This window comes from Streptococcus sp. AM28-20 (genome assembly GCF_003603595.1).
GTDB classification, from domain to species: Bacteria; Bacillota; Bacilli; order Lactobacillales; family Streptococcaceae; genus Streptococcus; species Streptococcus ilei.
Genome location: NZ_QTNK01000001.1, coordinates 486,221 through 511,495 on the forward strand (window position 1 = coordinate 486,221; position 25,275 = coordinate 511,495).

Genomic DNA, 25,275 nt, shown 5'->3' on the forward strand with positions numbered 1-25,275 from the left:
AGATATCCATGTTTAATGGATATCTTTTATCTTAAACTTGATATTCAAAAATAATGAGTGTAGAATATAGAGGAAATCTGAAACAAAAAGGGGATCAAATTCAATGATGAAAGTTCCAGTAGAAAATCTTGGTCTATTTGAACAGTTAGATCGTATCGTAGTGGCTTTTTTTAGGAAGGAACAACCTTCTAGACCATATAATTTGAATATCAGTATTACACAGGAACACCTTGACCAGAAAAAGCAAGAGCTAGAACCATTAGGCTATCAAGCTGTCCAACTACCATTAGGAATGGCTTTAGATAATATCATTCAGCAACCTCATTATCAAAACTTAATCATTGGTGGACTTGCTCCCGACGAAATTATAGTCAGCAAAGAAGAATTAATGCCTTTGAAAGATATCGTGGATAGTTTTTGTATTATGTACGCTGCAGCGAATAACAGACTGGAAAATAGTAAGGCTTATGAATTAATGAAAGATAAGACGGTTTATTTTATTGGTAAACTATTTACAGATATTCCAAAAGCTGGTGATGAAATTGCTTATTTAGGAATTGATCGAATAGCGAGCGATGGTACACCATATGAAGCAGTTAAATGCTTTTTAACGAAAGAGAGTGCAGAGAAGTTCAATAGTGAAAAAAGACCTGTCACTCCTGCAAACTTGGCCTATCTAAAATCATTCTGGGGTAAACCAGTTATTATTGAGCCCCATCGTAATTATTGGATCGAATTTTTATAGAAAGAACAAAAGAGCGTAAGATTCTATCAAAGATCTACGCTCTTTTTCTAACACTAAAGATATTACATAATTTATATTATGTATCTCATAAACTATCCAAGGCATTTTTCTGTTCGTCATTAACGATATGGGTATACAAGTCTGTTACTTGTGTGCTGGCATGTCCTAGCTGATGGCTGACCAAAACTTGGGATTTGGTGGCATCATAGAGACGGGTAGCAAGAGTATGTCTTAGTTTGTGGGGGGTCACGCGGACTTTGAAGTCTTCTGAATACTTGGCCACCATCTTTTCAACACTAGAAGCATCAATCCGGTTTGGAACACCTCGATACAAGGTTAAGAAGAGGGCAGTATCAGTCTTTTCTGTCTTATAACGTTTGTCTCGAATAGCGAGATATTGCTCTAAATAGGGTTTAGCAAAGGCAGCAACATTGACAGAGTCTCGTTTTCCACCTTTTCGAGTAACGTCAATCACCATCATCTTAAGGTTGAGATCTCGAAGATCTAGGTTAACTGCTTCAGAGAGACGGACACCAGAGGCAAGAAGAAGTGCGATAATGGCTAAATCTCGCTCTTTATTCTTATTAAAGGAGGATAAGGCGCGATTTGAAAGTGTTTGAGGGTATTCCTGGTCGATATAGTTCAGGAAACCTTCTGTCTCATCACCTAAAAAGAGCTTTTGCTTGATATTTTCAGCCCGAGCAGCTAAGGTTTCTTTCTTTTTCTTGGTTGCAACCTTCTTCATGACATTACGGTAGAAATAAGGTTCCCCTTGCTCGTTTTCAACTTCCTCAGTCAAATACTTATAAAGACTAGAAAGTGCAGAAAGGGTACGGTTAATGGTTGTTTGAGAAACCCCATTTTTCGTCGTATTGGCATTGAGCAGAGGACGTTCACGCAAATACAGAATAAAGGATTCCATGTCTTTCTTGGTCATGTGCTCTAGAACCTCTAAAGGGATATTGGCCATGGTGTCAGCATCTGATATACCAGATTCCAAGACCCAGGTGAAAAATCGATCGTATTCCTTTAGGTATTCGTACAAGGTCGTAAAACTGTACGGTACGGCCAGTTTCGATTGATAGTATTCCAATACATACCAAGGCATGACTTGTTTGAGTTTATCAATACGTTCTAATAAGATCTCACGTTTCATGTTTTTCTCCAAATCTTTCTATACTAGTAGTATAGCATAGCCAGATATATTTTTCAAGAAAATTATAGTTTTTCGGAAAGATGTTATAGGGGATCTAGGACGTAACCAAAAAATTTAGGACGTAACCAAAAAATTTTTTTGAGCTAATCATTGACAATTATGTACTTTATTTAAGTGAACACTGGAAATTTTTAAAGATGTTCATCTATCAATTTAATGATCTTTAGAGTTGTTTTTAGCTTGTTTGATTTTAATATTCTATTACATTTTTAACCTAACAAAATGCTACTGTTTTCTTCTTAAACCTTTGCAAATTGAGCAGCTTATTAATGAGCGCTTTTCATACTTAATTTTTTCATTAATTTTAAGTTTGTATCGATGATTTGAGTTTTCTTTACATATCCACCATACAGTTTGTTGATATTTTTCATTGATTTCAGTGGGATCTGCTAAAAGAATACTATTAAGATAGTCCCATTCGTTCATTAAATGTTTATGAGTTGTTTCTAAGTCGTTAAATCCTTTTAATACCTTATTATTTTGACAATATGGACAAGATTCTTTCATCAGAATTTTTTTCTTATCAGTTTGTTGATATTCTCCTTTACATACTGAGCATTTCCACTTATCTTACCTTATAATTAGCAAAATATCCAAGTGTCCAAGAAATATCCTACAAAATCCAATATAATAGAATGCACTAAAAGTGAACATTTGAGAATAAAAAAGTATCCTTGCCAATTTGGTCTTAAGCTCTCCCTAAAAAATGCAAAAAAACAAACTACTGAAAAAATGTCTTTTCTTTCGAGAAAATTTTAATAAAAAAAGTTAAAAAAGGAATTATTTATTTCGTTTTCCTTTTTTTAAACTCAAAAAAGTGATATAATGTCATAGAAAGATATAGGAGATACAAAATGGTAATTAAATTAAGGGAATTAACAATTGAACATATTAAAAATGTTGACTATGGTAATATAAAGTTCTATGACAAGAACGGTTATATCAATCTCTTGGGAATCTATGGACAGAATGGTTCAGGAAAAACAACAGTGGTTGATGCAATTGACATTGTAAAAACTATTATGGCAGGAGACTCAATCCCTGAAGATAGCTTCGGTATTTTTAACACCAGTGAAGATTATTTACCCAAAATTACAGTAGAAATTGAATCTGAAAATAATCTTCTACTGAAATACGAAGTGGAATTTATTTCAGATGAATCCACAGTGGAACAGAATGTTTATCTTGCAAGTGAAGCAATTTCTTATAAGGAACTTAAACCGAGAGTACAATTCAAAAATCTTTTTGCTTTTACGCCTTTAGATAGAGATGAGCAAGGTGAAATCGTTGGTAGTTTAAAATCACGTTCGAAATTTTTGAGTAAAGATGCTATAGAAGTATTAGCTGAAACTGCTATCAGAACTAAATCCTCTGTCCTTTTTTCTAAAGAATTTAAAAATCGCTTAGAAAAACAACCTGAGAAGGAATTAGAAAAAGAATGCTATAAAATATTAAATGATTTTTGTGATCATATAAGAGTTTATACTCAGCGTTATGCAAATTTAACTGGTATTGGTGCAATGCCAATTAATATCAATTACAAAAATGAAACACATGCTTTCCAAGGTGCTTTACCAGCACTTTTAAAAAAAGGGGGAATGCCAATTCCTCAAAAACACCTTTCAGTCTATAAAGACATAATACGCTACATGAACGAGATAATTCCAGTAATTATTCCAGATTTAGTTTTGGATATGACTGTAGGTGAATTACAAATTGATCAAAATGAAAACAATTATTATAATGTTAACTTTTTTGCCAAACGTAATGATAAAACTTTTTCTCTAATTCATGAATCTGAAGGTGTTAAAAAGATCATTAGTATGATTGGCTTTTTAGTAGAGGTATATAATCATCCTGGAATAATTGCTTTTATTGATGAAATTGACTCGGGAATTTTTGAGTATCTACTAGGAGAATTAATGGAAGTATTCTCGAGAGATGCTAAAGGCCAACTAATATTCACCTCTCACAACCTTAGAATATTGGAGATGCTGCCAACACGTAAAATCCGTTTTTCAACTACAAATAGAAAAAATCGTTATATTACTCTGAAGGGAGTAAAATCAACGAATAATCTCCGTGATCTATATTTGAGATCAATTCAAATCGGGGGGGCAGATGAAGAACTTTACCAAGGAAAAAGTCAATCTAAAATTCGTCGTGCTCTTAGAAAGGCGGGCAAGTATAGTGGCGAATAGTAATCAAGGAAAGGTATTCTTAATTTTTGTTGAAGGTAGTACGGATGCAGACTGTTTAGATATCATTGTTGAAGATTTCAAACAAAAATTAGTTCTATCTGATATTACAATACGTATTCAAAATGGAGATATATTTACTTCAACAGAAAATAAAACAAAAAATGGTCAGACTATTTTAGAAGATCAGATTCAGCTTTATCTAAACTACAGTAAATTATCTCCCGATCAAATCATACACGTTGCTTTTGTTACTGACACAGATGGGATTTACATTAACCAAATAAATTATCTTGTAACGCCTTCAATTGATTCTTGGTGTTATGATTTTTCGAACGGGAAAGTATTATTTAAAGACTCTGATAAGAAAAGAGATATTATTGCTTCTAGACAGACAAAAGCTAAAAAAGTATCTCAAGTCATTAAAAAGCAATCTGAAAGCACTTTGGAAATAAACGGAACACAATTATCTTATTCGGTTTACTTTAATTCGGTTAATCTTGAACATGTATTATTTGAAAAAGTCTTGCCCGACGAAGAAAAAACAGAAGCCATCGATAATTTGTTAGATGAGATTGATGATGATCCAAATAAAATGATTGCAATTTTCGAAAGTAAAGCATTAGGAACTTCTTATATGGATTCTTGGGATCAAATACAAAAACTAGAAGTTAAGATGAAATGTAGCTACACAAATTTACATATACTGTTTAAATTATTAGAGAGTTTCAAAAATATAGAACAAGTGTAAACATCTTGTATTTCAAGTCAAAAAAAGTTTCAGAGTCACTCAAGACTTTGAAACTTTTTAATATCTTTTGCTTATCGATAGAAAATTGATTTATCCATCAAAAGCAGATCAGCTAGTTCATCAACACTTATGTCAAGTACTTTAGCTAAACTTACCACATTCTTGAAGGAGACATACTCAATGTCTTTATTCCATCTTCGAATAGTTTGATGACTCACACCTATCGCTTCACCCAATTCTTTGATTTTGAAACCTTTAGCTTCGTATAAGTCATTTAAGGTGACTAGGTTATCAGTCTCTTTGAATTCTGCATCTAGACTTGTATTGTCTTATGTGCTCATAAAGTTACTCCGTCTATCTTTTTTGATTCATCAATTATAGCATAAACTCATGTGTAGTGCTTTTACAGTCTCGTTAAACTGAGGTCAGCTCTTCAAAATGGTATTTGCTAAAAGTTAGCAATTTTCATCAATAATTCCTGCCCAATAATCAAAATTCTCCTCAAGATAAAGTAACACATTAAATAGTTTTAAAAACTCTTCTTCTGAAATCTCGTCATCCCAACGTCCATGTCCAATCATGTGTCTATTTGGATAGTTAATAGTAAATCGTTGAGTATCTGCAAAAAAGTTATAACACCAATGCAAAAGGCCGTAGTCAAAAACTGTTTTTTCTCCTGGACTTATTTGCTCATCAATTTTTCTTATTGCCCTGTGTCCAACTGCTGTCCTTTTATCTGCATCACTAGATAATGGCTCTGCTAATCTATTAAGTGCACCATCAATAGCTAATGAAGCAAGGGTGTAGGCTGCGTAGTAGTTTTGTTCTGAATAACTCATTGCCATTGACTGGATTAGATGATAAGAAAAACATTGTGATTTCGCCAAATACTCTATGTTAGATGTATCTGCAATAATCTCTTTAAGATTATCTAACCACTCTACCTCAATTTCTTCAGTATCGTCTAACAAAAGCTGATTAACGACTGCTCTGTCTTGGAAGAAGATAACCCAGCCTTTATCAGCAAAACTTTCTACTTTAGCGATTATCCTCTTTCTCTCTTCTTCTGTGTATGGAGTAAGAGCATCTTTTACTACTTCAGATAAATTTGAAAGCTGTCTTCTTAATTCTAAGAGGGAGTCAGTGGCAATACTTTGGGTTAACGTGCTAATGATTTGTGACGTTTTATTTAAACTATTGAATAGTTCCTTATTCTGTTCTGAAAACCGTGTCAAACCTGATTGTTCTATCACACTATCTATTTTCATTGAAAGTTGTGCAATTTCTTTATTTTTCAACACGCTTGTAGCAGCTGCTATTCTTGATAGATTAGCTTGTTCTTCTACTTTAGGATATGTTGCAATAGTTGATAATGCATCCTTTATAATATGTTCAGGTAATTTTTTAATGGGGTCGGCAGGGCTTGCGTTTGCTTCAGTTAAAGATGAAGTGGCTTTTATTGAACCTGTTTTATAATTGATGTCTAAACCATTTTGAGCATTTGGGATAAAGACATTAAATTCATTCATGATAATATCATCATCTTCTACTTCAAACGATTCTTTATTTGGCGTTTTAGCTTCTAAAATAACACCTCTAGGAAGGTATTCAAATTCTTGCTCCGCCCCTTCTTCTGAATTCTTTTTAAAGATAGGCGTAACTCTATATTCAACATCAATTCCTTTTTGTAATGTATTAAGTATAACATTCTCAAAATAGAACATACCACAAGCTTTTTTAGTTTTTTGATTAGTATTAGCTCGATTACACCAATTAGTGATCATAACGAAGTCTTCTCGTTTATAGTAATCAAATTCGTCACAATAATCAATAATTGAATCTGCTATTAAATGTCCTCGATTAAAAATATCCTCACTGGAATACACTGAACAATCAATGTCTATTTGTTTTTTGCCATAGACATTATCAGGTTTAGTGCTCCAGTCTAAATACTTCCCTTTTTTTCCCTTATGAGTCTCGGAAGATTTAGAATTATCTTTGTTTTTATTAAACCGTTTAGACAACAATACCTTTATTGTTTTAATTTCAATATTTTGTTTTTCGTCCAAAATAATTTTATGCTGACAAATACTAGGCCATTTATCATCATCAAACATCTTATTGTTATTCAGAATGTAGAATCCACCATCATCATATAAAGAATTTTCTAGCAAATTCTTCAATTGTGGGTAGTCAAAGTAAGCTTGTTCAATATCTAATTCTGAAGGTTTTAACTCTACTGTGTATTTATCATGGCTGCTCATATGTTGTCCTCCTAAAAGTATAATTTTCCTTTCCTAAATTATAACACGGCTTTTACATGATTTAAGTAGATAAATATAGAACTAAAATGTACATTATTCCAACTTACCTTACCCACTCCATAACCACCAAAATGTACAATTGAACCTACTACCTAACCACCATAAATCACAACTCAAAATGTACATTATTCACCCCTAAAATAATGTACAAAATAAAAATAAAGTACACTTTTTAAATAATGTACTTTATGCTTCTAATTCAGTAGTATCAAGGGTTTAGCTCTAGTTAAGTCAATTGTACATAAACTTTTAGTTTTTATAGGACTGTTTTAGTTTTTTTCTTTCTATACTGTATACCTTTTTTAACAAAACAATCAGCAAATCTCACGGATCTACTGATTGTTTTTCTTCTGTATCTTATTTTTCTACATATCGAAAGGAAATCTTGCTACCACAGAGCCAATTGTATACACGATCATTAACTTGAACATTCATAGCTTCATGGGCATATTCTGGCATGATTAAATGCTCTTTTGGACCTTCTAATCGATTATATATGGCAAACTGTGTCACAGGATAACAGACATCATCATCTAATCCTGTAATCATGTGAACCTGTCCTTTAATGCGATGGGCAAAATTTTTCACATCAATATAGGCTAATGTCTCCATGATTTGGTCTTCCGTTTCATGGAATGGATCATGGAATTTGAAATAACGGAAAAGCTCGTCATAGGCTTCACTGGTGTTTCCAATCTCTAATACACGTCTGAAATCCGATAAGAATGGATAAATGGCTACCGTTTGTTGGATTCGGGGATTCAATCCGGCAGCTACCAGGGCCAAGGCACCACCTTGAGAGGCTCCATAGCTGGCGAGTTTGCTGTTGTCAACTTGAGGAAAGCTAGCTACAATTTCTATTAACTGGTAAAGATCTAAGTAGACATCCTTATAAAATAGCTCATCTGGACCTTCCACAGCTCCGCGGATAATCTGTCCTTTTACAGTATTTCCAAGTGGTGATCGATCTCCGTCTGTTGAATAACCTGATTGACCTCTTACGTCCATAGACACAACTCCATAGCCAGCTACTGTAAAAGCCAGCATGTCTGTCCAATCCCAACAACGGCCCATATAACCATGAAAATGGAAAATAACTGGAATCTTTTGATCTGTTTTTGGGAAAACAACTCGCGCATAAACAAGACCATCTCGTGTCCCTTTAAAGGTTAATTCATAACAAACAACACTTGGAATGCTGAAATCTCGTTCTTCAAGCTTGTATTTAGGCAGTTCAATAATCTTTGCTAGGGCTTGATCCCAAAAGGTATCAAAGTCTGCGGGCACTTCATCCCGTCCCCTGTAATCTTTCATTAATTCTAGTAATTCAGGATCTTTCATAAAACCCTCCTTAGGTATATGTAATCGCTACCAAAAATGTACCATATTTACTTAAGGATTGCAAGAGACAAATAAAAATTACATAACCGAAATTATGTAATTTACTTATAGATTCAAAAATAGACTTAATTGTTTCACTAGATCTGGATTAGTGGGTAAAGCTGAATGATGAGCCTTGCGTCCTTTTAAATTGACTTCTGCATAGGCTTGTTTCTCAAAAATAGATCGTGCTGCTTGTGCACTAGAAAGAGGGACGATACCGTCTGATTTCCCAGCAAAGCTACCGACAAAATTAAGGACCTCTACTTCTTTTTCTAAGCGATGCTTCCGTGTCTGAAAATCGTCATACATTTCTTGATTGAATTGGTATGGACTACCAATAATAACCAGCTTACTTACGGTCAGCTTTTTCTTTTCTAAAAAGCCACTTTCCAATAAACCAGTCAAAACCAGTCCCCCATTGGAGTGCCCGACTGCTTTGAACTCTGTAAAATAATAGTGATCAAGAAGATAGGTTAATGCTATCTTAAGGGATTCGATTTGCTGCTTGATATTGCTGTAGCCATCTCGATTGTTCTCAAAGCCAATCACAATCATTGGATTCGGCTCTTTTGTATTCAGTCTTCCTTCCATCTCTATAGAATCATCTTTATTGACTTTAATTTTTAAGAGACTCTGTTTTTTTCTAGAAAAACGATGGAGCATGCGGATGGTTCCATTGAAACGCTGGATACTAGCTGAACTTCCAGGTACAAAGATGATCGGATTGATTGGTGGTTTCTTCGACCCTTTTGGAAAATAAAAGGGCTTGCTATGCGAAGAGAACAATCTTACAAAGAAACAAATGAGTTGTTGAAATAGTTTTTTTAACATGTTTTCTCTAGTACTTTTTTCTAAAAGAACCCGGAACAATGTCCCAGGCTCTTATTAGAAACGATTATTTCCGTTTTTTCTTATTCTTGCGCATTTGTTTGGCCATCTTGTTCATAGCCCGTTTCATCATGAATTCGCCGGCTTTTCCTTTGAGACCACCACCGAACATTTGGCTCATGTCAGGCATTCCAGCGCCTCCGCCAAGAGCTGATAAGTCAGGCATCCCACCTTGACCCATCATCCCTTCGAGGGCAGACATATCAGGCATTCCACCAGGCATGTTCTTCGGCATGTTATTTGGATTCAGCCCCATTTGTTTCATCATCTTGTTCATATCGCCAGAGAGGACGCCTTGCATCATCTGTTTGGCTTGGTTAAAGTCTTTGATGAATTTGTTGACCTCGACAAAGCTGTTCCCTGAACCAGCAGCAATCCGACGGCGACGGCTAGGGTTCAAAAGATCTGGATTTTCGCGTTCAGCTGGGGTCATAGATGATACAATCGCGCGTTTACGAGCAATTTCTCGTTCGTCGACCTTGAGGTTCTTCATGGCTGGATTGTTGGCCATACCTGGAAGCATCTTGAGCAGATCTTCCATTGGACCCATGTTTTGAACTTGGTCTAACTGATCGATGAAATCATTGAAATCGAAGGTATTTTCCCGCATCTTCTCAGCGAGTTCAAGCGAGCGTTTCTCATCGTATTCTTGAGAAGCCTTCTCGATCAGCGTCAGCATATCCCCCATACCGAGGATCCGACCGGACATGCGGTCTGGGTGGAAGGTTTCGATATCCGTGATTTTTTCACCAGTACCAGTGAATTTGATTGGCTTACCAGTAATCTGACGGACAGAAAGGGCTGCACCACCACGGGTATCCCCATCAATCTTGGTCAAAATCACCCCGGTCACTTCGAGTTGTTCGTTAAACTCACGCGCTACATTGGCCGCTTCTTGACCGATCATGGCATCTACAACCAAGAGGATTTCATTTGGCTCAGCAAGGGCTTTGACATCGCGCAATTCGCCCATGAGTTTCTCATCGATTTGCAGACGACCAGCCGTATCGATCAAGACATAGTCATTGTGGTTAGCTCTTGCTTGCTCTAAACCTTGACGTACGATTTCTACTGCAGGGACTTCTGTTCCCAATGAGAATACAGGGACATTGATCTGTTGACCAAGAGTCTTCAACTGGTCAATGGCAGCTGGACGATAGATATCGGCCGCAATCATCAAAGGACGTGCATTTTCTTCCTTGACCAATTTGTTAGCCAATTTCCCAGCAAAGGTTGTTTTACCAGCCCCTTGAAGACCGACCATCATGATAATGGTTGGGATCTTTGGAGATTTGATAATGTCTGCTGTCTCAGAACCCAAAATGGCTGTCAATTCTTCATCGACAATCTTCACGATTTGTTGGGCAGGGTTCAGGGTTTCAATGACCTCATGCCCTACGGCCCGTTCGCGGACGCGTTTGATAAAGTCTTTTACAACAGGAAGGGCAACGTCGGCCTCTAAGAGGGCTAGACGAATTTCTTTGGTTGCCTCTTGGACATCCGCTTCAGAGATTTTCCCTTTCTTACGAAGATTTTTAAAGACGTTCTGTAAACGTTCGGTTAAACTTTCAAATGCCATATTTTTCTCCTATTTATTCAATTCAGTGGAAATCGTCCGAAATGTTGCAAACACTCTAGTTCTTCGGGTGTGACTTCTTTCATGATTTCATTTGGATATCCCCAACAGCTAAAACCTATTTGCATAGCTTTGGAGATATCATTGGGCGAGATAATCTGTAGTCGAGCAGGAAATACTTCCTCTGCGACTAATAGTTTGCAAGGTATTCCTTGATAAATGACGAGACTGCCCATAATCACTCCCGATTGTCAATGCTTGATAAAATTTCAACCTGCTCTTGTAGAAAAGTATCTTCCGGATAGCGTTCTAAAATCTGATCAAAAATCTGGCTACGTACAATGTAGTCCGAGTACATGTGCAACTTCATCTCGTAATCTTCTAGAATCTTCTCCGTCCGTTTGATATTATCATAAACAGCTTGACGACTGACACCGAACTCTTCCGCAATCTCAGCCAAGCTGTAGTCATCTGCATAATAGAGCTCGATATAATTCATTTGCTTGTCTGTCAAGAGCGCTGCGTAAAACTCAAAGAGCGCATTCATTCGGTTGGTTTTCTCAATTTCCATACCTTTCATTATATCAAAAAAGCCCGCCAAAGACTAGCGGGACTTACCTATTTTGCCTCACAAGAAACAAGGTGGGCAGATTCCAAATGGTTTAAAACAAAACGCTGTTTCCTAGCGAAAGACTCTTTTTTATCTTACGTAATATAAATTATGTAAATCTAATTATTTTCTAGATAAAATTCAAACCGCTCGCCGACATATTGACTTTTTACATACTCAAAAGCGACACCATTATCAAAATAAGAAATCTGAGTCAAACCAAGTATGGCCTGTCCTTTAGGAATTTCCAGATATTCAGCAATTTTTTCTTTGGCCAAGCGAGCGTAAATGGTTTGTTGAGATTTCCCGATGCGATAGCCGTGTTTTTCTAAGGTTTGGAAGAAATGGCTGGTCACTTCCTCTTTTTTAAAGTTCTTGATAAATTTCTCTGGGATGGAGGTAACTTCATAAACGACTGGTACACCATCCGCATAACGAACCCGTTCCATACGTACGATTGTTTCAGTCTTGTCGATACCAAGCTTATCTACTTCTTGAAGGCTTGGAATGGTGCGTTTGTATGATATAACCTGTGTCGAAGGAATCTTTCCTTGGGCCTTCATGATTTCAGTAAAACTGGTTGTCCCCCGCATCTTTTCCTGGACGCGCGTGCTAGCGACAAAGGTCCCACTGCCTACACGACGCTCCAGTACTCCTTCTTCTACCAAGAGAGTGATGGCTTGACGGAGGGTCATCCGACTCACCTGGAACTTTTCTGCCAGGTCTCGTTCGCTTGGTAAGCGTTGTCCAATTTTCCAGATTTTCTGGTCAATTTCGGCTTTAATTTGATCGTGGATTTGTATGTAAGCTGGAATCATATTGCTACTCTTTCTGTGTGTTATAACCTATTGTAGCGCAAATTTATCAAATCTTCAATCCTAGTCAGTCTTGATTGGTAATGAAGGGCCTTTTGTGTTAGAATAGAGGAAAAGAATTTTCTAGAAGAAGGGGAAAAGATGACAAACCTATCAACTGATTTGCATGATGTTGAAAAAATTATCGTGCTTGACTACGGTAGCCAGTACAATCAGCTTATTTCACGTCGTATTCGTGAGATTGGTGTCTTTTCAGAATTGAAGAGCCACAAAATTACGGCAGCTGAAGTGCGTGAAATCAATCCAGTTGGGATCGTTCTTTCAGGCGGACCAAACTCAGTGTATGAAGAGGGATCTTTTGACATTGATCCTGAAATTTTTGAACTTGGAATTCCAATTTTAGGAATCTGCTATGGCATGCAGCTCTTGACTCACAAACTTGGTGGGAAGGTTGTACCTGCAGGTGATGCTGGTAACCGTGAATATGGTCAATCTGAGCTAAACTTAGCTGAATCTTCTGCCCTCTTTGAGGGAACACCTGATAAACAGTTGGTCTTAATGAGCCACGGAGATGCTGTTACAGAAATTCCTGCTGACTTTGTCCGTACTGGTACTTCTGCTGACTGTCCGTATGCTTCGATTGAAAACCCAGACAAGAAAATCTACGGTATCCAATTCCACCCTGAGGTTCGTCACTCTGTTCATGGATATGATATCTTGCGTAACTTTGCCTTGAATATCTGTGGTGCTAAAGGTGACTGGTCGATGGATAACTTCATCGAGATGCAAATCAAACAAATCCGCGAAAAAGTTGGAGACAAACGTGTCCTCCTTGGTCTTTCTGGTGGTGTTGACTCTTCAGTTGTAGGGGTTCTTCTCCAAAAAGCTATCGGTGATCAATTGATCTGTATCTTTGTAGACCATGGTCTTCTTCGTAAAGGGGAAGCTGACCAAGTCATGGATATGCTTGGTGGTAAGTTTGGTTTGAACATTGTCAAAGCAGACGCTGCCAAACGTTTCTTGGACAAGTTGGCAGGTGTATCTGATCCTGAACAAAAACGGAAGATTATCGGTAACGAGTTTGTCTATGTCTTTGATGATGAAGCAAGCAAGCTGAAAGATGTGAAATTCTTAGCACAAGGAACACTCTATACAGACGTCATCGAGTCAGGTACGGATACTGCTCAAACTATCAAGTCTCACCACAACGTGGGTGGTCTTCCAGAAGATATGCAGTTTGAACTCATCGAGCCGCTCAACACTCTTTATAAGGATGAAGTTCGTGCCCTCGGAACAGAACTTGGCATGCCAGACCACATCGTATGGCGCCAACCATTCCCAGGCCCAGGACTTGCGATCCGTGTCATGGGTGAAATTACTGAAGAAAAACTTGAAACAGTCCGTGAATCAGATGCTATCCTTCGTGAAGAAATCGCTAAAGCTGGTCTTGACCGCGACATCTGGCAATACTTCACTGTTAACACTGGCGTTCGTTCAGTAGGTGTTATGGGCGACGGTCGTACTTACGACTACACCATTGCTATCCGTGCTATCACTTCTATCGATGGTATGACAGCTGACTTCGCTAAGATTCCTTGGGAAGTTCTCCAAAAAATCTCCGTTCGTATCGTAAACGAAGTTGACCACGTTAACCGCATCGTCTATGATATTACAAGTAAACCACCTGCAACTGTTGAGTGGGAATAGAATGACTTGACAACATAACGCTTGAAATCATTGATTTCAGCGTTTTTTTTATATAAGTAAGACAACATTTATAATCAAAATGCCCCAAATGAAAAAACCTCTTGTATGAATCTAGCGCTTATGTTATGATAGTTTAAAACTATTCCTTTTGAGTAAGGAATTCATAAAGTTAGGAGAATCAAATGTCTGAAATTACAGTTTCGCGTCAAACTGGCCTTGTAGGTGTATTAATGAAGGTAAATGTTTATATCAATGGAGAATGTGTTGCCAACTTAAGCAAAGACGAAACCGTTACACTACCGCTTCCTGAAGGGCTTGATATGGTTAAGGTCTACGTAGATCAAAGAGGAGCCTTCACACGTTCTAAGGAAGTGATCGTAAAAGCTGGTCAAACTGCTGTTATTAAAGCATCAGCTATGAAAACACTTCTAGGTATTTTCGGAAAAATCTTAGGTATTCCTTATCTCTCAATCGAAGTAACAGATTAAGAGAGTGGGATAGAAATCGGTAATTCGTTAGAATTCGATTTCGTCGTCCCACCTCCGCACAGTTGAGTAGGGCTGTAAAAGCTGATGAAATCAGCTTAGTAGAGCCCACTCAACCACTGCGTCTTGCTCGATAATCCAAAGACAATTGAGAGGCTAGGACTTTTGTCCCAGCCTCTTTTTTGTAATCTTTATTTCTTCTTGATTTGATGACGATGAACATGATAAACAATTAACCCGATTCCTAGGAGTACCAGAACTCCCAGTCCAATCATAGGATATAGAGGAATATTGTTGGTATCTTTCAATAGTGTCTCCGTATCAAGTTTAGTTTCAATCGTGTTAAAGCTATCTCCTGCCTTCTCAATAATATCCTGTTTTAGAGCTTTGAGTGACTTGACTAGTTTTTTATCAGAGCTTAGCTGACTATTCGAAAGCTTGCTAGCAAATTCAACTAATTGTTTGGCTTGTTTATTCGTTATAGCGTCCTCTAGTTGGTAGTTTTTTAGAATCTTTGTAACCAGCTTTTGAAAATCTTTTTTCTCGAGCTTTTTGTCTTGATTGCTTTCTGTTAGCGCTGCGATTTTAAGATCGATGACAGCTACATTGAGTTTATCTTCATGGAAGGCTTTTTTACGGGCACTCTCTTTATAGATCGTTGCAAGCAGGGATAATTCTTCTTGAGCGAGTGTTTTATTTTCATCAGAAATCGTGCTACCATTTTGCTCAAGGGAGTATGCGACTGCTGCAAGTGCGCTTAAACCTGAAGCTTCTGTTGGAGACGCAATCGTGACATCTGCACGTTCTATACCAAGAGTGGTTAGAGCATTTCGGTTCATATCTGCGGTTACTTCTGTTATATTTTGAGGAGTGACAATGTGCACGCTAACTGGTGCTTTTTTGGCTTGTTTCTGTAGTTTAACGGAGGAAGAATGATCTCCATTCTCATCGATCCTAAAACTTGTATAAGCAGAAGGGTTCATGGTTTTCCATTCCTTCTCTTGTTCCTCGTTATACATCAAGAGACTGAGGGTTTGCTCGACTTCGAATTCATTCAATGATGATCCGATGACATAGTCAGGTTGCTTGTATTTTTGATCAATAACTTTCTGAATGCTTGAGTTGGCAAATGCCGTCGAAGAGCTTGCAAGAAGTGCAAACCAGCTAGCGATAAAGATTCCAATAAATTTCCTGACTGGTTTCATACTTTTTCTTAACTCCTTCTAGGATATTAATACGCTATCGGACAATAAAAAGGAAGCAGATTTTATCTCTTTGCCTCCTTTTTAGTTTACCCTTTTTATCTTAAGACTGGCTTACAGCTTCTTTAAAAACAGATGACAGTTTGATCTATAAAAAGAGAGTGGGACATAAATCGGTCATTCGTTAGAATTCGATTTCGTCGTCCCACCTCCGCACAGTTGAGTAGGGCTGTAAAAGCTGATGAAATCAGCGTAGTAGAGCCCACTCAACCACTGCATCTTGCTCGATAATCCAAAGACAATTAAGAGGCTAGGACTTTTGTCCCAGCCTCTTAAAGTGCTGTTTATATTAAAACCAAGAAAATAATTTCATGATGAACTGATTCATTTCAACGAGACGTGAATAATAATAATTCCCCCCATTAACGTAGAGCTCTGAGCCGTGTAAAAATGAGATAGGATGGAGATAAAGATAGGTCTTACCTGTGACATTTCCAAGACTCGGTGCAACCACTTTTTTTGAATATTGACGGGCTAATTCTAGCGTATTTTTTCCGCCATTTTTAGCTACATATTCAATGTAATCCTGTCCGAAATTATAAGCTTGGACAGCGGTCCAGGGATCAACCCCCTTCTCTTTTGCTATTCGCAGATTCTCAGAGAGCGTTTGAATCCCCTGGCGAATACTTTCTTTGTTATTGGTGATAGAATTTGTCTGGCCTGTTGCACTTTCACTGGCCTGCATGACATCATCTTCCTTCCCCTTGGTCTCGGTATAAATCATGGCAAGGATCAGATCTTCATTGGTACCAGTGTCTTCCTCAGCCAGTACTTCACGCACTAAGGTGCGATAAGTCATGACCTGCTTGACATCCCGGTGTATCTGATAGCCCTTGTATATGAAAAAGACGAGCAAGAGGCAAAAGAAAATTTTTATTATTCGTTTCATCATTATTTATTCTGAATGTCCTCTATATTCTTGATGAGGATCGAGTAGGTCCCATTCTCATTTTGGATAAACTCTACCGATTCAGCATCTTCGTAAACATGGTTAGGAACTAAAAGCTCAATCCCGTTTGAAAGGGAGAGTTTTTGGTTCTCAAATTTTTTTAATTGGCGACTGGCATCTATTTCATCAAAGCGAACAGGATCTGGAATGGACTCTTTTACTTGATCGACAAAACTGAGTCGAGCTGTTAAATTGTTATCAAATAAATCATTAGCTAACTTCTCTGGAGATAGCTCATTCTCTTCTTCCAGTTGGTTGAAAATAGCTGATTTGACCTTGGATTGGAACTGAAAATCGTCTTGTTGGAAATTCTCAGCAATCCGTTGGGCCGTTTTTTCTATTTCTTTGATTGATTTTTTAGGTGAAATCTTTGGTTGTGCCTGGAGGAGATTCTCAGAGAAATAGTTCAAGAACGTTCCGTTGTACTTGATCCGTTTTTCAATCAAGTGGTACTTACGGCTTTGAAGATTAATAACCAAGGCTTCGTCGGCACCAGTACCAAAACCAGGCAGATTGTTTTGTGTCAGTTTGATTGGATTGTCCACTTCGCCACCTAAGTGTGTCAAGGTTTCCCGCAATGCAATTCGGAGGAAGGCAAAGTGGTCCACCCCTTCTTTTGAGAATTGAATAAACACCAAATCATTGGTTTTTTGATTCTCAGAGATAACAAATTCTTCCTTCCAGCGGTTCGCAACTACTACTGAAGTTTCTAGCAGATCATCCGAAATCATCTCAAGAAAAGGGTTGTCCTCTTCAAAAATACCGGTCTTGGCCTCATCGGAGTATACCCGTTCAATCTTTTTGCGCAAATATTCCTCAATTTTAGGTGTGATATTGAGGAATTTGTCCGCCAGGTAGAGATCGGTATCATCTGGGCTAAATTGATGAATGATGGCTTTTTTTACATAAATGTCCATAAAATGGTTTAGTCCTCGTAAAGTGGGAAGGCATCTGTCAAGGCTTTGACTTGAGCACGTACTTCTTCTAATGCAGCTGGGTTATCCGCATTTTTCAATGCTTTGATGATCAATTCAGCTACCGTACGGCTTTCTTCTTCTCCAAAACCACGGGCTGTGATAGCTGCTGTCCCAATCCGAATCCCACTGGTCTTAAATGGTGACAGGGTTTCATATGGGATGGAGTTCTTGTTGAGGGTAATGTTGACCTCATCTAGTATGTTTTGAGCCACTTTTCCATTTTCAACGACTTTCGTCACATCGACAAGGAAAAGGTGGTTCTCTGTTCCGCCTGAAATGACACGGAAATCTGGATCTTGCAAGAAGACATCAGCCATAGCCTGGCTGTTTTTAATCACGTTAGCTGCATACTCTTTAAAGGCAGGATCGAGGGCTTCTTTGAAAGCAACAGCTTTGGCTGCAACGACATGCTCTAAAGGTCCACCTTGAATACCAGGGAAGATGGCAGAATTAATCTTTTTAGCCAAGTCTTCATCATTGGTCAGGATCAAGCCACCACGAGGTCCACGAAGGGTCTTGTGAGTGGTCGTGGTCGTGATATGTGCATAAGGAACTGGGCTTGGGTGAAGGCCAGCGGCTACCAAACCAGCAATATGGGCCATATCGACCATGAGTTTGGCTCCTACTGCATCCGCAATCTCACGGAATTTTGAGAAATCAATGATGTGAGAGTAGGCTGAAGCACCTGCTACAATCAACTTTGGCTTCACTTCTTGAGCTTGTTTCAAGATAGCATCAAAATCCAAGAGTTCAGTTTCAGGATCTACACTGTAAGATACAAAGTTGTAGGTTTGACCTGAGAAGCTCACAGAAGCACCGTGAGTCAAATGTCCACCGGCAGCTAGATCCATCCCCATAACCGTATCTCCTGGCTCAATCAAGGCCATATAGGCAGCACAGTTAGCCTGACTACCTGAGTGGGGTTGAACATTGGCAAACTTAGCCCCAAAGATTTCCTTAGCGCGTTCGATGGCGAGGCTTTCGACGATGTCTACGACATCAGTCCCACCGTAGTAACGACGTCCCGGATATCCTTCTGCGTATTTATTGGTCAGGATAGACCCTTGGGCAGCCATAACCGCCTTAGAGACGACGTTTTCAGAAGCAATCAACTCAATGTTATTTTGCTGGCGCTCTTCTTCTTTCGCAATGGCATCCCATAGAGCTGCATCATATGCTTTGTAATCTTCTTTGTCAAAAATCATAGGTCTTCTCCTTAAATAAATTTTATAAAACGTTTTTGTAGCTTGTCACAGGTATAACCGACCTGTTCGTAGAAAGCGTGAGCTTCGGTGCGGTAATCTGCAGAATTCAAGCGAATAAAAGCGTACCCACGTTGATTGGCTTCTACTTCTAAACCTTGAAGCAAGGTTTTACCAATCCCTTTGCCTTGTTGATAGGGCAAAACGGCTAAGGCCAAAATATTAAAACCTGGATCCGAGTAAAGTGACTGGTAAATTTCTGCATGAACATAACCAAGCAGTTGTTGGGTCACGCTATCTTCAAACCCGATGAAAAAATGGTGAGCATCTTTAGTTAGTTTAGCTAGTTGCTGGGCTGTTTTCTCAGTAGAAAAAGAGTAGCCTAATGCTTGCTCGTTAATCTGACACAAAGCTTCCACATCTGTTAATAACAGGTTACGTAACATCTTCTTCCTCCTCGAAAGGAATCTCTGGTACACGCTGAAAAATCTCCGAACGTGTAATGGCCCCCTGACGCAAGATGCGAGCTTTAGGACCCGTGAGGTCAAGAATAGTTGAATCCTGCCCAGTTAGAAAGCTATCATCTTCAAGTCCTAAAACTCCATGGCCAAGTTCCTTAAGAATTTGCTGGCACTGGGTTCCACTAGCTTTCCCTGAGAGATTGGCAGAAGGTCCAATCAAGGGACCTGTTTTACGAATTAATTCCAACGTCTTTGGATGGGCTGGCATGCGAAAGCCAACCGTAGCCATTCCAGAATTGATCCAAGCTGGAACCTTTTCATTAGCCTCAAGGATGATGGTTAAAGGGCCTGGTAAAAAACTTGCGATTAGTTTTGATAGATAGGGTGGTTGATTCTTCGAATAAAATCGAATTCCCTCTTCACTGGAAATATTGAGGTTCATAGCCTTCTCGCGAGGGCGCTGCTTTAGAGCATAGACCTGATCAACCGCTGCTTCATCCAAGGCCTTGGCAAAGAGCCCATAGACAGTTTCAGTCGGTAAGACAACTGCATAACCAGCTTCTAATTCTTTCTCAAATAGATCCATTGTCCACCACCACCATTCTATCCTGTCCAAATTGGTCTTTCAAAACGCGAACTCGTTTGTTGGAAAAAGCCTCTTGAAAGAGTTCCTTTACTTTTTCTCCTTGCTTATAGCCGATTTCTAGATAGATTTTTCCATATGGTGTTAATACACTCGGTGCTTGCTGAGCAATCTTTTCGTAGATGGCATAGCCGTCTCTATCTGCAAAGAGAGCTAAGTGAGGTTCAGAGGCTAATACATTGACTCCGACTTCTTCTACATCATCATGAGAGATATAGGGAGGGTTGGACACAATCAGGTCATAGGGACCTGCTAGCTGATCTAGAACATCTGAAGTTTTGAAATCAAGGATTGCTTCTAACTGCTGGGCATTTTCTTGAGCAAGCTCCAAAGCCTCTTCTGATACATCACTAGCTTGAACCTGCCAGTTAGGTCTAGCGAGCGCTAAGCTGATAGCAATGGCACCACTTCCTGTTCCGATATCCAGAACTCGTAGGGATTCCCGGTCGTTTTCTTCAAGAATGAGTGCAACCAATTCTTCCGTTTCAGGTCTAGGAATCAGCACGCGCTCATCAACTGTAAAAACATGGCCACAAAATTCGGCGCTCCCAATAATATACTGGGCAGGGACGTGAAATTTCAACTGCTCAAAGATGGAATCAAGCAAGGCTTGGTCCTCTGCTTCCACCTCTTTTTGCAAGGCAAGGACAAAGTCTGTAAAGGTCCAGTTTTTTAAAGCACGATATGCGAAGGAGAGGCTTTCTGCTTCCTCTCCGACGGCTATTAATTCTTCTTCATACTGGGCTACTAATTGTCCCAACAACATTATTTGTTCAACTCTTCTAGTTTTTGTGTTTGATCATACAAGACCAAAGCATCGACCACTTCATCTAATTTACCAGATAAGATGGTATCCAATTTTTGAAGGGTCAAGCCAATCCGGTGATCAGTCACACGGTTTTGAGGGAAGTTATAAGTCCGGATCCGCTCTGAACGGTCACCTGTACCAATAGTTGACTTCCGCTCAGCATCCTGCTCATCTTGGGCAATCTGAGCGAAGTGGTCAGCCACACGCGCACGGATGATTTTCATGGCTTTTTCACGGTTCTTCTGTTGCGTCCGTTCTTCCTGCATCTCTACCTTGATGTTGGTAGGCAAGTGGACGATACGGACGGCTGTTGCGACCTTGTTGACATTCTGTCCACCCGCACCAGAGGCGTGATAGATGTCAATCCGAAGGTCTTTTGGATCAATGTCGTACTCAACTTCTTCAATTTCTGGCATGACCAGAACGGTTGCTGTAGAGGTATGGACACGACCTTGGCTTTCCGTCACAGGAACCCGTTGTACCCGGTGGGCACCAGATTCGTACTTGAGTTTTGAATAGACAGATTGACCAGATACCATGGCCACTACTTCTTTGATCCCACCAACGCCATTGTAGGAAGCTTCCATGACTTCAAAGCGCCAACCTTGGCTTTCCGCATATTTTTGGTACATCTGTAAGAGGTCGCCAGCAAACAACTGAGCTTCGTCCCCTCCTGCTGCTCCACGGATTTCCAAGATAATGTTCTTGTCATCGTTTGGATCTTTTGGAAGAAGTAAGATCTTTAGTTTTTCTTCGTACTCTTCCTTTTCAGCCTTGGCATCTTTGAGCTCTTGCTTGGCCATTTCTTCCAAATCTGCATCGCCGCCTGATTCCTTGATCATTTCTTCAGCATCGACGATATTTTGAAGGACTTGTTTGTATTCTCGGTATGCTGTCACCGTGTCACGAGTGGAAGCCTCTTCTTTTGAAAGCTCCATAAAGCGTTTGGTATCAGAGACCACATCTGGGTCACTCAATAACTCTCCTAACTCCTCGTATCGGTCTTCCACAGCTTGTAGTTGATCATAGATATTCATGTTTGCTCCTTAATTCTTGGTTGTTAGATCATAGATTGCTACAATTTCGTCTTCTATGACTTCACCAGTTTCTTTAAATCCATAATGGAGATAGCAAGATCTCGCATGTTCATTTTCTGGTTCATAAGATAACCAAAGACTTGTTGCTTTTCCAGCTGGCTCTGTTCGAACAAAGTCAATGACTGCATCCATAGTCTGTTTAAAATAGCCTAAACCTTGAAATCGTTTATCTATCATAAAACGAAATAACAAGTAGTTCCCCTTACTGATCCCAATTTTCCGGTCATAGGCAATCATAACAAAACCAACTAATACTTCCTTATCATAAACTGCTAAGGGAGCTATAAAATCACCATTTTTATCATATACATAGGCTTCAGCTAAACTAATGGAATTGGATGCAATAAAATTCCTTTGGTTTGGATGAACTTCTAGATTTAAAACGTCAAAATAATTTTCTATTGTAATATATTTTAAACAAATAGACATTTTTATCCTCTCTAAAACGTTCTAGACGCTTTCAGTTGGTATGTCTGGGTTAAAATAATGTTTACGGCAAACCGAGATATAGGTCTCGTGACCACCGATTTGGATCTGCTCTCCATCGTAGACAGGTTTCCCGGCTTGAGTGCGCAAAACCATGGTCGCTTTACGAGAACAGTATTGACAGATGGTCTTGATCTCCTCGATCTTGTCCGCTAGCAACAACAAATGTTCAGAACCCTCAAAGAGTTCATTGCGGAAATCATTTTTGAGGCCAAAAGCCATGACGGGCACATCTAGTTCATCGACGACTCTGGCAAGATCATAGACGTGGTGACGTTTCAAAAACTGAGCTTCATCGATTAAGACACAGTAGGGTTTCTCTTCCAAACTTTGGATATAACCGAAGATATCTGTCTCATCTTCAATTGCGATGGCTTCCCGTTTCATACCAATCCGGCTAGAAACAACTCCAAATCCATCGCGCGTATCGATCGCAGAGGTCATGATGACCACGCTTTTACCTTGCTCTTCATAATTATGGGCCACCTTCAAAATTTCGATGGTCTTACCTGAATTCATCGTCCCATATTTATAATATAATTGTGCCATTTTCCTTCTGATCTCTCTAAAATGTGTTTCATTATATTATAACACGGGCAGTAAATTAGGGCAACTTATAGGAAGACTCTCCATTGTATGGGAAGCTTTCTCAGGAAGATGATTCGGAATCCTATAGAGCCTCACTTCTCTTGTTCAATCACGCAAAAATTTAACTTGGTTGCCACATATTTTTCGTAATTTGAGAATAAAAAAAGCGTCTATCATTTCCCTGACAAAATGACAAACGCATGGTGAGAGACCACTTCTCACAAATTAATTATACCATAATTCCTGAAGCTATGGAAGTAGGTAGTACTAAATATTGGTAAAAAATTTTTATATGGTTATTGAATCCATACTAGTAGCATCTACATAGGCTCCTCCTTTTTATGTAAAATGTGATAAAATAAGGTTAAGATTTATGAAGGAGGTGGTGCAATGCCATTTGTACGTATTGATTTATTTGAAGGACGCACTTTGGAACAAAAGAAAGCTCTAGCCAAGGAAGTAACCGAGGCTGTCGTTCGGAATACAGGTGCTCCCCAATCTGCAGTTCATGTCATTATCAATGATATGCCTGAAGGAACCTATTTCCCTCAAGGTGAAATGCGCACTAAATAAACAAAACAACCAGAAGCGTATTCTGGTTGTTTTTAAGAAATTTGGTATTTCTTTTGAATCTGCCAGAGACGCAGCTGGTAACAAATACCACTAACGACAATGCTAGAAATTAAGCCAATCCAGTAAGCATACGGACCTAGGTTGGTGACATGGTCTAAAAAGATCCCCAATGGAATAGAGACACACCAGTAGCTAAAAACTCCGAGCAAGAAGGGAACGGTGGTGTCCTTGTAACCGCGTAGAATCCCTTGGATCGGTGCTGCGACCGTATCCGCTATTTGAAAAAGTAGGCTATAGGTCATGAAAATAGCTGTCTGGTGGATAAATTCCGGATCAGTGCCATAGAACCCTGCTACTTGATAGCGATAAAAATAGAGGAAGGTAAGGGTAAAGAAGGCAAACCCAAAGGCTGTCCATCGTCCAATCCGGCAATATTGACGAACAACATCGGGACGACCAGCCCCAATCTCGTAGGACACAATAATAGCCATGGTATTGGAGATGCTAGCTGGAAAAGCGTACATGAGAGTTGAAAAATTCATGGCCGACTGGTGACTGGCAATGGTCATAGATGGGAATTTAGCCATGAGCAAGCCCACTAAAGAGAAGATGATGACTTCTGCAAATACAATCCCCCCAATCGGTAAGCCCAGGCGAATCGTCTCTTTCATCTCCTTGAAATTGATAGGTTGAACCTTCCAAAGTTGGTAGATAGCTACTTTAGGGTGTTTAAAAAGGATCAAAAAAGCAATGATGAGGAGGACCCAGTAGGCCAAGGAAGTCCCTAGTCCCGCTCCTGCTCCTCCTAGCTCAGGAAGACCAAAAGCTCCATAAATCAATATGTAGTTAAAACTAGCATTTAAAGGTAATAAGAGCAACATAAGGTACATGGACAAACGAGTAAGGCCCAATGTATCTAGCAAGGAACGGACCACACTAAAGAGTAAGAGAGGCAAAATTCCTAGAGAGAGAAAGGCTAAGTAATGGGTTGCAATCCCCTCTACGACACTTTCTAAACCAATTTTACTTAAGACAATCGGTGCAATCAGCAAGACAAAAGCGATCAAGAGGACAGCCATCATGAAAGAGAGATAGATAAATTGATAAAAATCAGAAGCGATTCTTTTTTTATTCCCCTGCCCTAAATGATGACCAATAATGGGCGTTAAAGCAGATACAATCCCCGTTAAAAAAGTAAAAAAGGGATTCCAAAGACTAGTGGCAGTTGACACTCCGGCTAAGTCCAAGGTATTGTATTGTCCTGTCATGGCTGTATCCACAAAACTAGCAGAATAGTTAGCTAGTTGATAGACCAGTAGAGGAACAAATAGACTGATAAACAAGCGCAAGCGCTCTTTAAAATGATGGGTTAGATACATGGATAATACTCTCTTCTTGTCAAGTTGAAATTTTCTCTTACCACTCTACTATATGTCACCTTAAATGTCAAAATAATTAAAAGAGAGTGGGACAGAAATCGGTAATTCGTTAGAATTCGATTTCGTCGTCCCACCTTCGCACAGTTGAGTAG

26 protein-coding genes are annotated in these 25,275 nt (G+C 39.0%); 6 read left to right on the plus strand and 20 right to left on the minus strand.

The genetic code is table 11. The features are described from left to right. Window positions 1-103 precede the first annotated feature (103 nt). On the plus strand, window positions 104-745 hold the full coding sequence (locus tag DW738_RS02540) for a hypothetical protein (RefSeq protein WP_123160234.1): 642 nt from the start codon (window positions 104-106) through the stop codon (window positions 743-745). Window positions 746-830: 85 nt separating this feature from the next. On the opposite strand, the gene xerS is transcribed toward DW738_RS02540, so the two are convergent. Together xerS and DW738_RS02550 are read right to left on the minus strand one after the other, a co-directional pair. Then, window positions 831-1,901, minus strand: coding sequence for a tyrosine recombinase XerS (gene xerS, locus DW738_RS02545; RefSeq protein ID WP_006596365.1), 1,071 nt, complete (start codon window positions 1,899-1,901; stop codon window positions 831-833). A 285-nt stretch (window positions 1,902-2,186) separates the two neighbouring features. Beyond that, on the minus strand, window positions 2,187-2,468 hold the full coding sequence (locus DW738_RS02550; RefSeq protein WP_123160235.1) for a zinc-ribbon domain-containing protein: 282 nt from the start codon (window positions 2,466-2,468) through the stop codon (window positions 2,187-2,189). 347 nt (window positions 2,469-2,815) lie between these two features. On the opposite strand from DW738_RS02550, the gene DW738_RS02555 reads away from it, so the two are divergent. Together DW738_RS02555 and DW738_RS02560 are read left to right on the plus strand one after the other, a co-directional pair. Further along, on the plus strand, window positions 2,816-4,162 hold the full coding sequence (locus tag DW738_RS02555) for an ATP-binding protein (RefSeq protein WP_123160236.1): 1,347 nt from the start codon (window positions 2,816-2,818) through the stop codon (window positions 4,160-4,162). Next, window positions 4,152-4,910 carry a hypothetical protein gene (locus DW738_RS02560; protein WP_123160237.1) on the plus strand — a complete coding sequence of 253 codons (759 nt, stop codon included), beginning with the start codon at window positions 4,152-4,154 and terminating at the stop codon, window positions 4,908-4,910. The genes DW738_RS02555 and DW738_RS02560 overlap by 11 nt, the downstream gene beginning before the upstream one ends. A 455-nt stretch (window positions 4,911-5,365) precedes the next feature. On the opposite strand, the gene DW738_RS02570 is transcribed toward DW738_RS02560, so the two are convergent. The 7 genes from DW738_RS02570 to DW738_RS02600 form a co-directional block, all read right to left on the minus strand. Beyond that, window positions 5,366-7,174, minus strand: coding sequence for a DNA/RNA non-specific endonuclease (locus DW738_RS02570; RefSeq protein WP_123160239.1), 1,809 nt, complete (start codon window positions 7,172-7,174; stop codon window positions 5,366-5,368). Window positions 7,175-7,591: 417 nt separating this feature from the next. Next, window positions 7,592-8,575 carry an acetylxylan esterase gene (locus DW738_RS02575; RefSeq protein ID WP_123160240.1) on the minus strand — a complete coding sequence of 328 codons (984 nt, stop codon included), beginning with the start codon at window positions 8,573-8,575 and terminating at the stop codon, window positions 7,592-7,594. 105 nt (window positions 8,576-8,680) lie between these two features. Then, window positions 8,681-9,448: an alpha/beta hydrolase gene (locus DW738_RS02580; RefSeq protein ID WP_123160241.1), complete on the minus strand. Its 768-nt coding sequence runs from the start codon at window positions 9,446-9,448 to the stop codon at window positions 8,681-8,683. 64 nt (window positions 9,449-9,512) lie between these two features. Continuing rightward, the gene (ffh, locus tag DW738_RS02585; RefSeq protein ID WP_009731038.1) at window positions 9,513-11,084 is read right to left on the minus strand and encodes a signal recognition particle protein; all 1,572 of its coding nucleotides are present in this window, start codon (window positions 11,082-11,084) and stop codon (window positions 9,513-9,515) included. Between the two features lie 17 nt (window positions 11,085-11,101). Next, entirely contained in the window at window positions 11,102-11,317 is a 216-nt protein-coding gene (locus DW738_RS10375; RefSeq protein ID WP_023023241.1) for a hypothetical protein, read from the minus strand. 2 nt (window positions 11,318-11,319) lie between these two features. Continuing rightward, complete coding sequence (locus DW738_RS02595) at window positions 11,320-11,652, minus strand: putative DNA-binding protein (protein ID WP_003001435.1); 333 nt, start codon at window positions 11,650-11,652, stop codon at window positions 11,320-11,322. A gap of 158 nt (window positions 11,653-11,810) precedes the next feature. Next, window positions 11,811-12,509 carry a GntR family transcriptional regulator gene (locus DW738_RS02600; RefSeq protein ID WP_023023243.1) on the minus strand — a complete coding sequence of 233 codons (699 nt, stop codon included), beginning with the start codon at window positions 12,507-12,509 and terminating at the stop codon, window positions 11,811-11,813. A 138-nt stretch (window positions 12,510-12,647) separates the two neighbouring features. On the opposite strand from DW738_RS02600, the gene guaA reads away from it, so the two are divergent. Then, on the plus strand, window positions 12,648-14,213 hold the full coding sequence (guaA, locus tag DW738_RS02605; RefSeq protein WP_023023244.1) for a glutamine-hydrolyzing GMP synthase: 1,566 nt from the start codon (window positions 12,648-12,650) through the stop codon (window positions 14,211-14,213). A 182-nt stretch (window positions 14,214-14,395) separates the two neighbouring features. After that, the gene (locus DW738_RS02610; protein WP_023026818.1) at window positions 14,396-14,701 is read left to right on the plus strand and encodes a hypothetical protein; all 306 of its coding nucleotides are present in this window, start codon (window positions 14,396-14,398) and stop codon (window positions 14,699-14,701) included. A gap of 188 nt (window positions 14,702-14,889) precedes the next feature. Here the strand turns inward: DW738_RS02610 and DW738_RS02615 are convergent, their stop codons facing one another. The 10 genes from DW738_RS02615 to DW738_RS02660 form a co-directional block, all read right to left on the minus strand. Further along, window positions 14,890-15,903 (minus strand): DUF1002 domain-containing protein, encoded by a 1,014-nt coding sequence (locus tag DW738_RS02615; RefSeq protein ID WP_123160242.1) that lies wholly within the window; start codon window positions 15,901-15,903, stop codon window positions 14,890-14,892. Window positions 15,904-16,249: 346 nt separating this feature from the next. Then, window positions 16,250-16,852 (minus strand): lysozyme family protein, encoded by a 603-nt coding sequence (locus tag DW738_RS02620; protein WP_042507458.1) that lies wholly within the window; start codon window positions 16,850-16,852, stop codon window positions 16,250-16,252. After that, window positions 16,852-17,826 (minus strand): nucleoid-associated protein, encoded by a 975-nt coding sequence (locus tag DW738_RS02625; protein WP_023023264.1) that lies wholly within the window; start codon window positions 17,824-17,826, stop codon window positions 16,852-16,854. The genes DW738_RS02620 and DW738_RS02625 overlap by 1 nt, the downstream gene beginning before the upstream one ends. 8 nt (window positions 17,827-17,834) lie before the next feature. After that, window positions 17,835-19,091 (minus strand): serine hydroxymethyltransferase, encoded by a 1,257-nt coding sequence (gene glyA, locus DW738_RS02630; protein ID WP_123160243.1) that lies wholly within the window; start codon window positions 19,089-19,091, stop codon window positions 17,835-17,837. Window positions 19,092-19,102: 11 nt separating this feature from the next. Beyond that, on the minus strand, window positions 19,103-19,534 hold the full coding sequence (locus tag DW738_RS02635; RefSeq protein ID WP_123160244.1) for a GNAT family N-acetyltransferase: 432 nt from the start codon (window positions 19,532-19,534) through the stop codon (window positions 19,103-19,105). Beyond that, a complete protein-coding gene (locus DW738_RS02640) occupies window positions 19,524-20,135 on the minus strand; it encodes an L-threonylcarbamoyladenylate synthase (protein WP_123160245.1) in 612 nt (203 codons plus the stop codon). Before DW738_RS02640 ends, DW738_RS02635 begins: the two co-directional genes overlap by 11 nt. Continuing rightward, window positions 20,122-20,958: a peptide chain release factor N(5)-glutamine methyltransferase gene (prmC, locus tag DW738_RS02645; RefSeq protein ID WP_123160246.1), complete on the minus strand. Its 837-nt coding sequence runs from the start codon at window positions 20,956-20,958 to the stop codon at window positions 20,122-20,124. The genes DW738_RS02640 and prmC overlap by 14 nt, the downstream gene beginning before the upstream one ends. Continuing rightward, window positions 20,958-22,037, minus strand: a complete 1,080-nt coding sequence (prfA, locus tag DW738_RS02650; RefSeq protein WP_023026823.1) for a peptide chain release factor 1 — start codon at window positions 22,035-22,037, stop codon at window positions 20,958-20,960. The genes prmC and prfA overlap by 1 nt, the downstream gene beginning before the upstream one ends. A 9-nt stretch (window positions 22,038-22,046) precedes the next feature. Then, entirely contained in the window at window positions 22,047-22,526 is a 480-nt protein-coding gene (locus DW738_RS02655) for a GNAT family N-acetyltransferase (protein ID WP_123160247.1), read from the minus strand. A 21-nt stretch (window positions 22,527-22,547) separates the two neighbouring features. Further along, window positions 22,548-23,132 carry a thymidine kinase gene (locus tag DW738_RS02660; protein ID WP_123160248.1) on the minus strand — a complete coding sequence of 195 codons (585 nt, stop codon included), beginning with the start codon at window positions 23,130-23,132 and terminating at the stop codon, window positions 22,548-22,550. A 429-nt stretch (window positions 23,133-23,561) separates the two neighbouring features. On the opposite strand from DW738_RS02660, the gene DW738_RS02665 reads away from it, so the two are divergent. Continuing rightward, window positions 23,562-23,744 carry a 4-oxalocrotonate tautomerase gene (locus DW738_RS02665; RefSeq protein ID WP_001117401.1) on the plus strand — a complete coding sequence of 61 codons (183 nt, stop codon included), beginning with the start codon at window positions 23,562-23,564 and terminating at the stop codon, window positions 23,742-23,744. A 32-nt stretch (window positions 23,745-23,776) separates the two neighbouring features. Here the strand turns inward: DW738_RS02665 and DW738_RS02670 are convergent, their stop codons facing one another. Further along, a complete protein-coding gene (locus DW738_RS02670; protein ID WP_123160249.1) occupies window positions 23,777-25,123 on the minus strand; it encodes an MATE family efflux transporter in 1,347 nt (448 codons plus the stop codon). Between the last annotated feature and the right edge of the window lie 152 nt (window positions 25,124-25,275).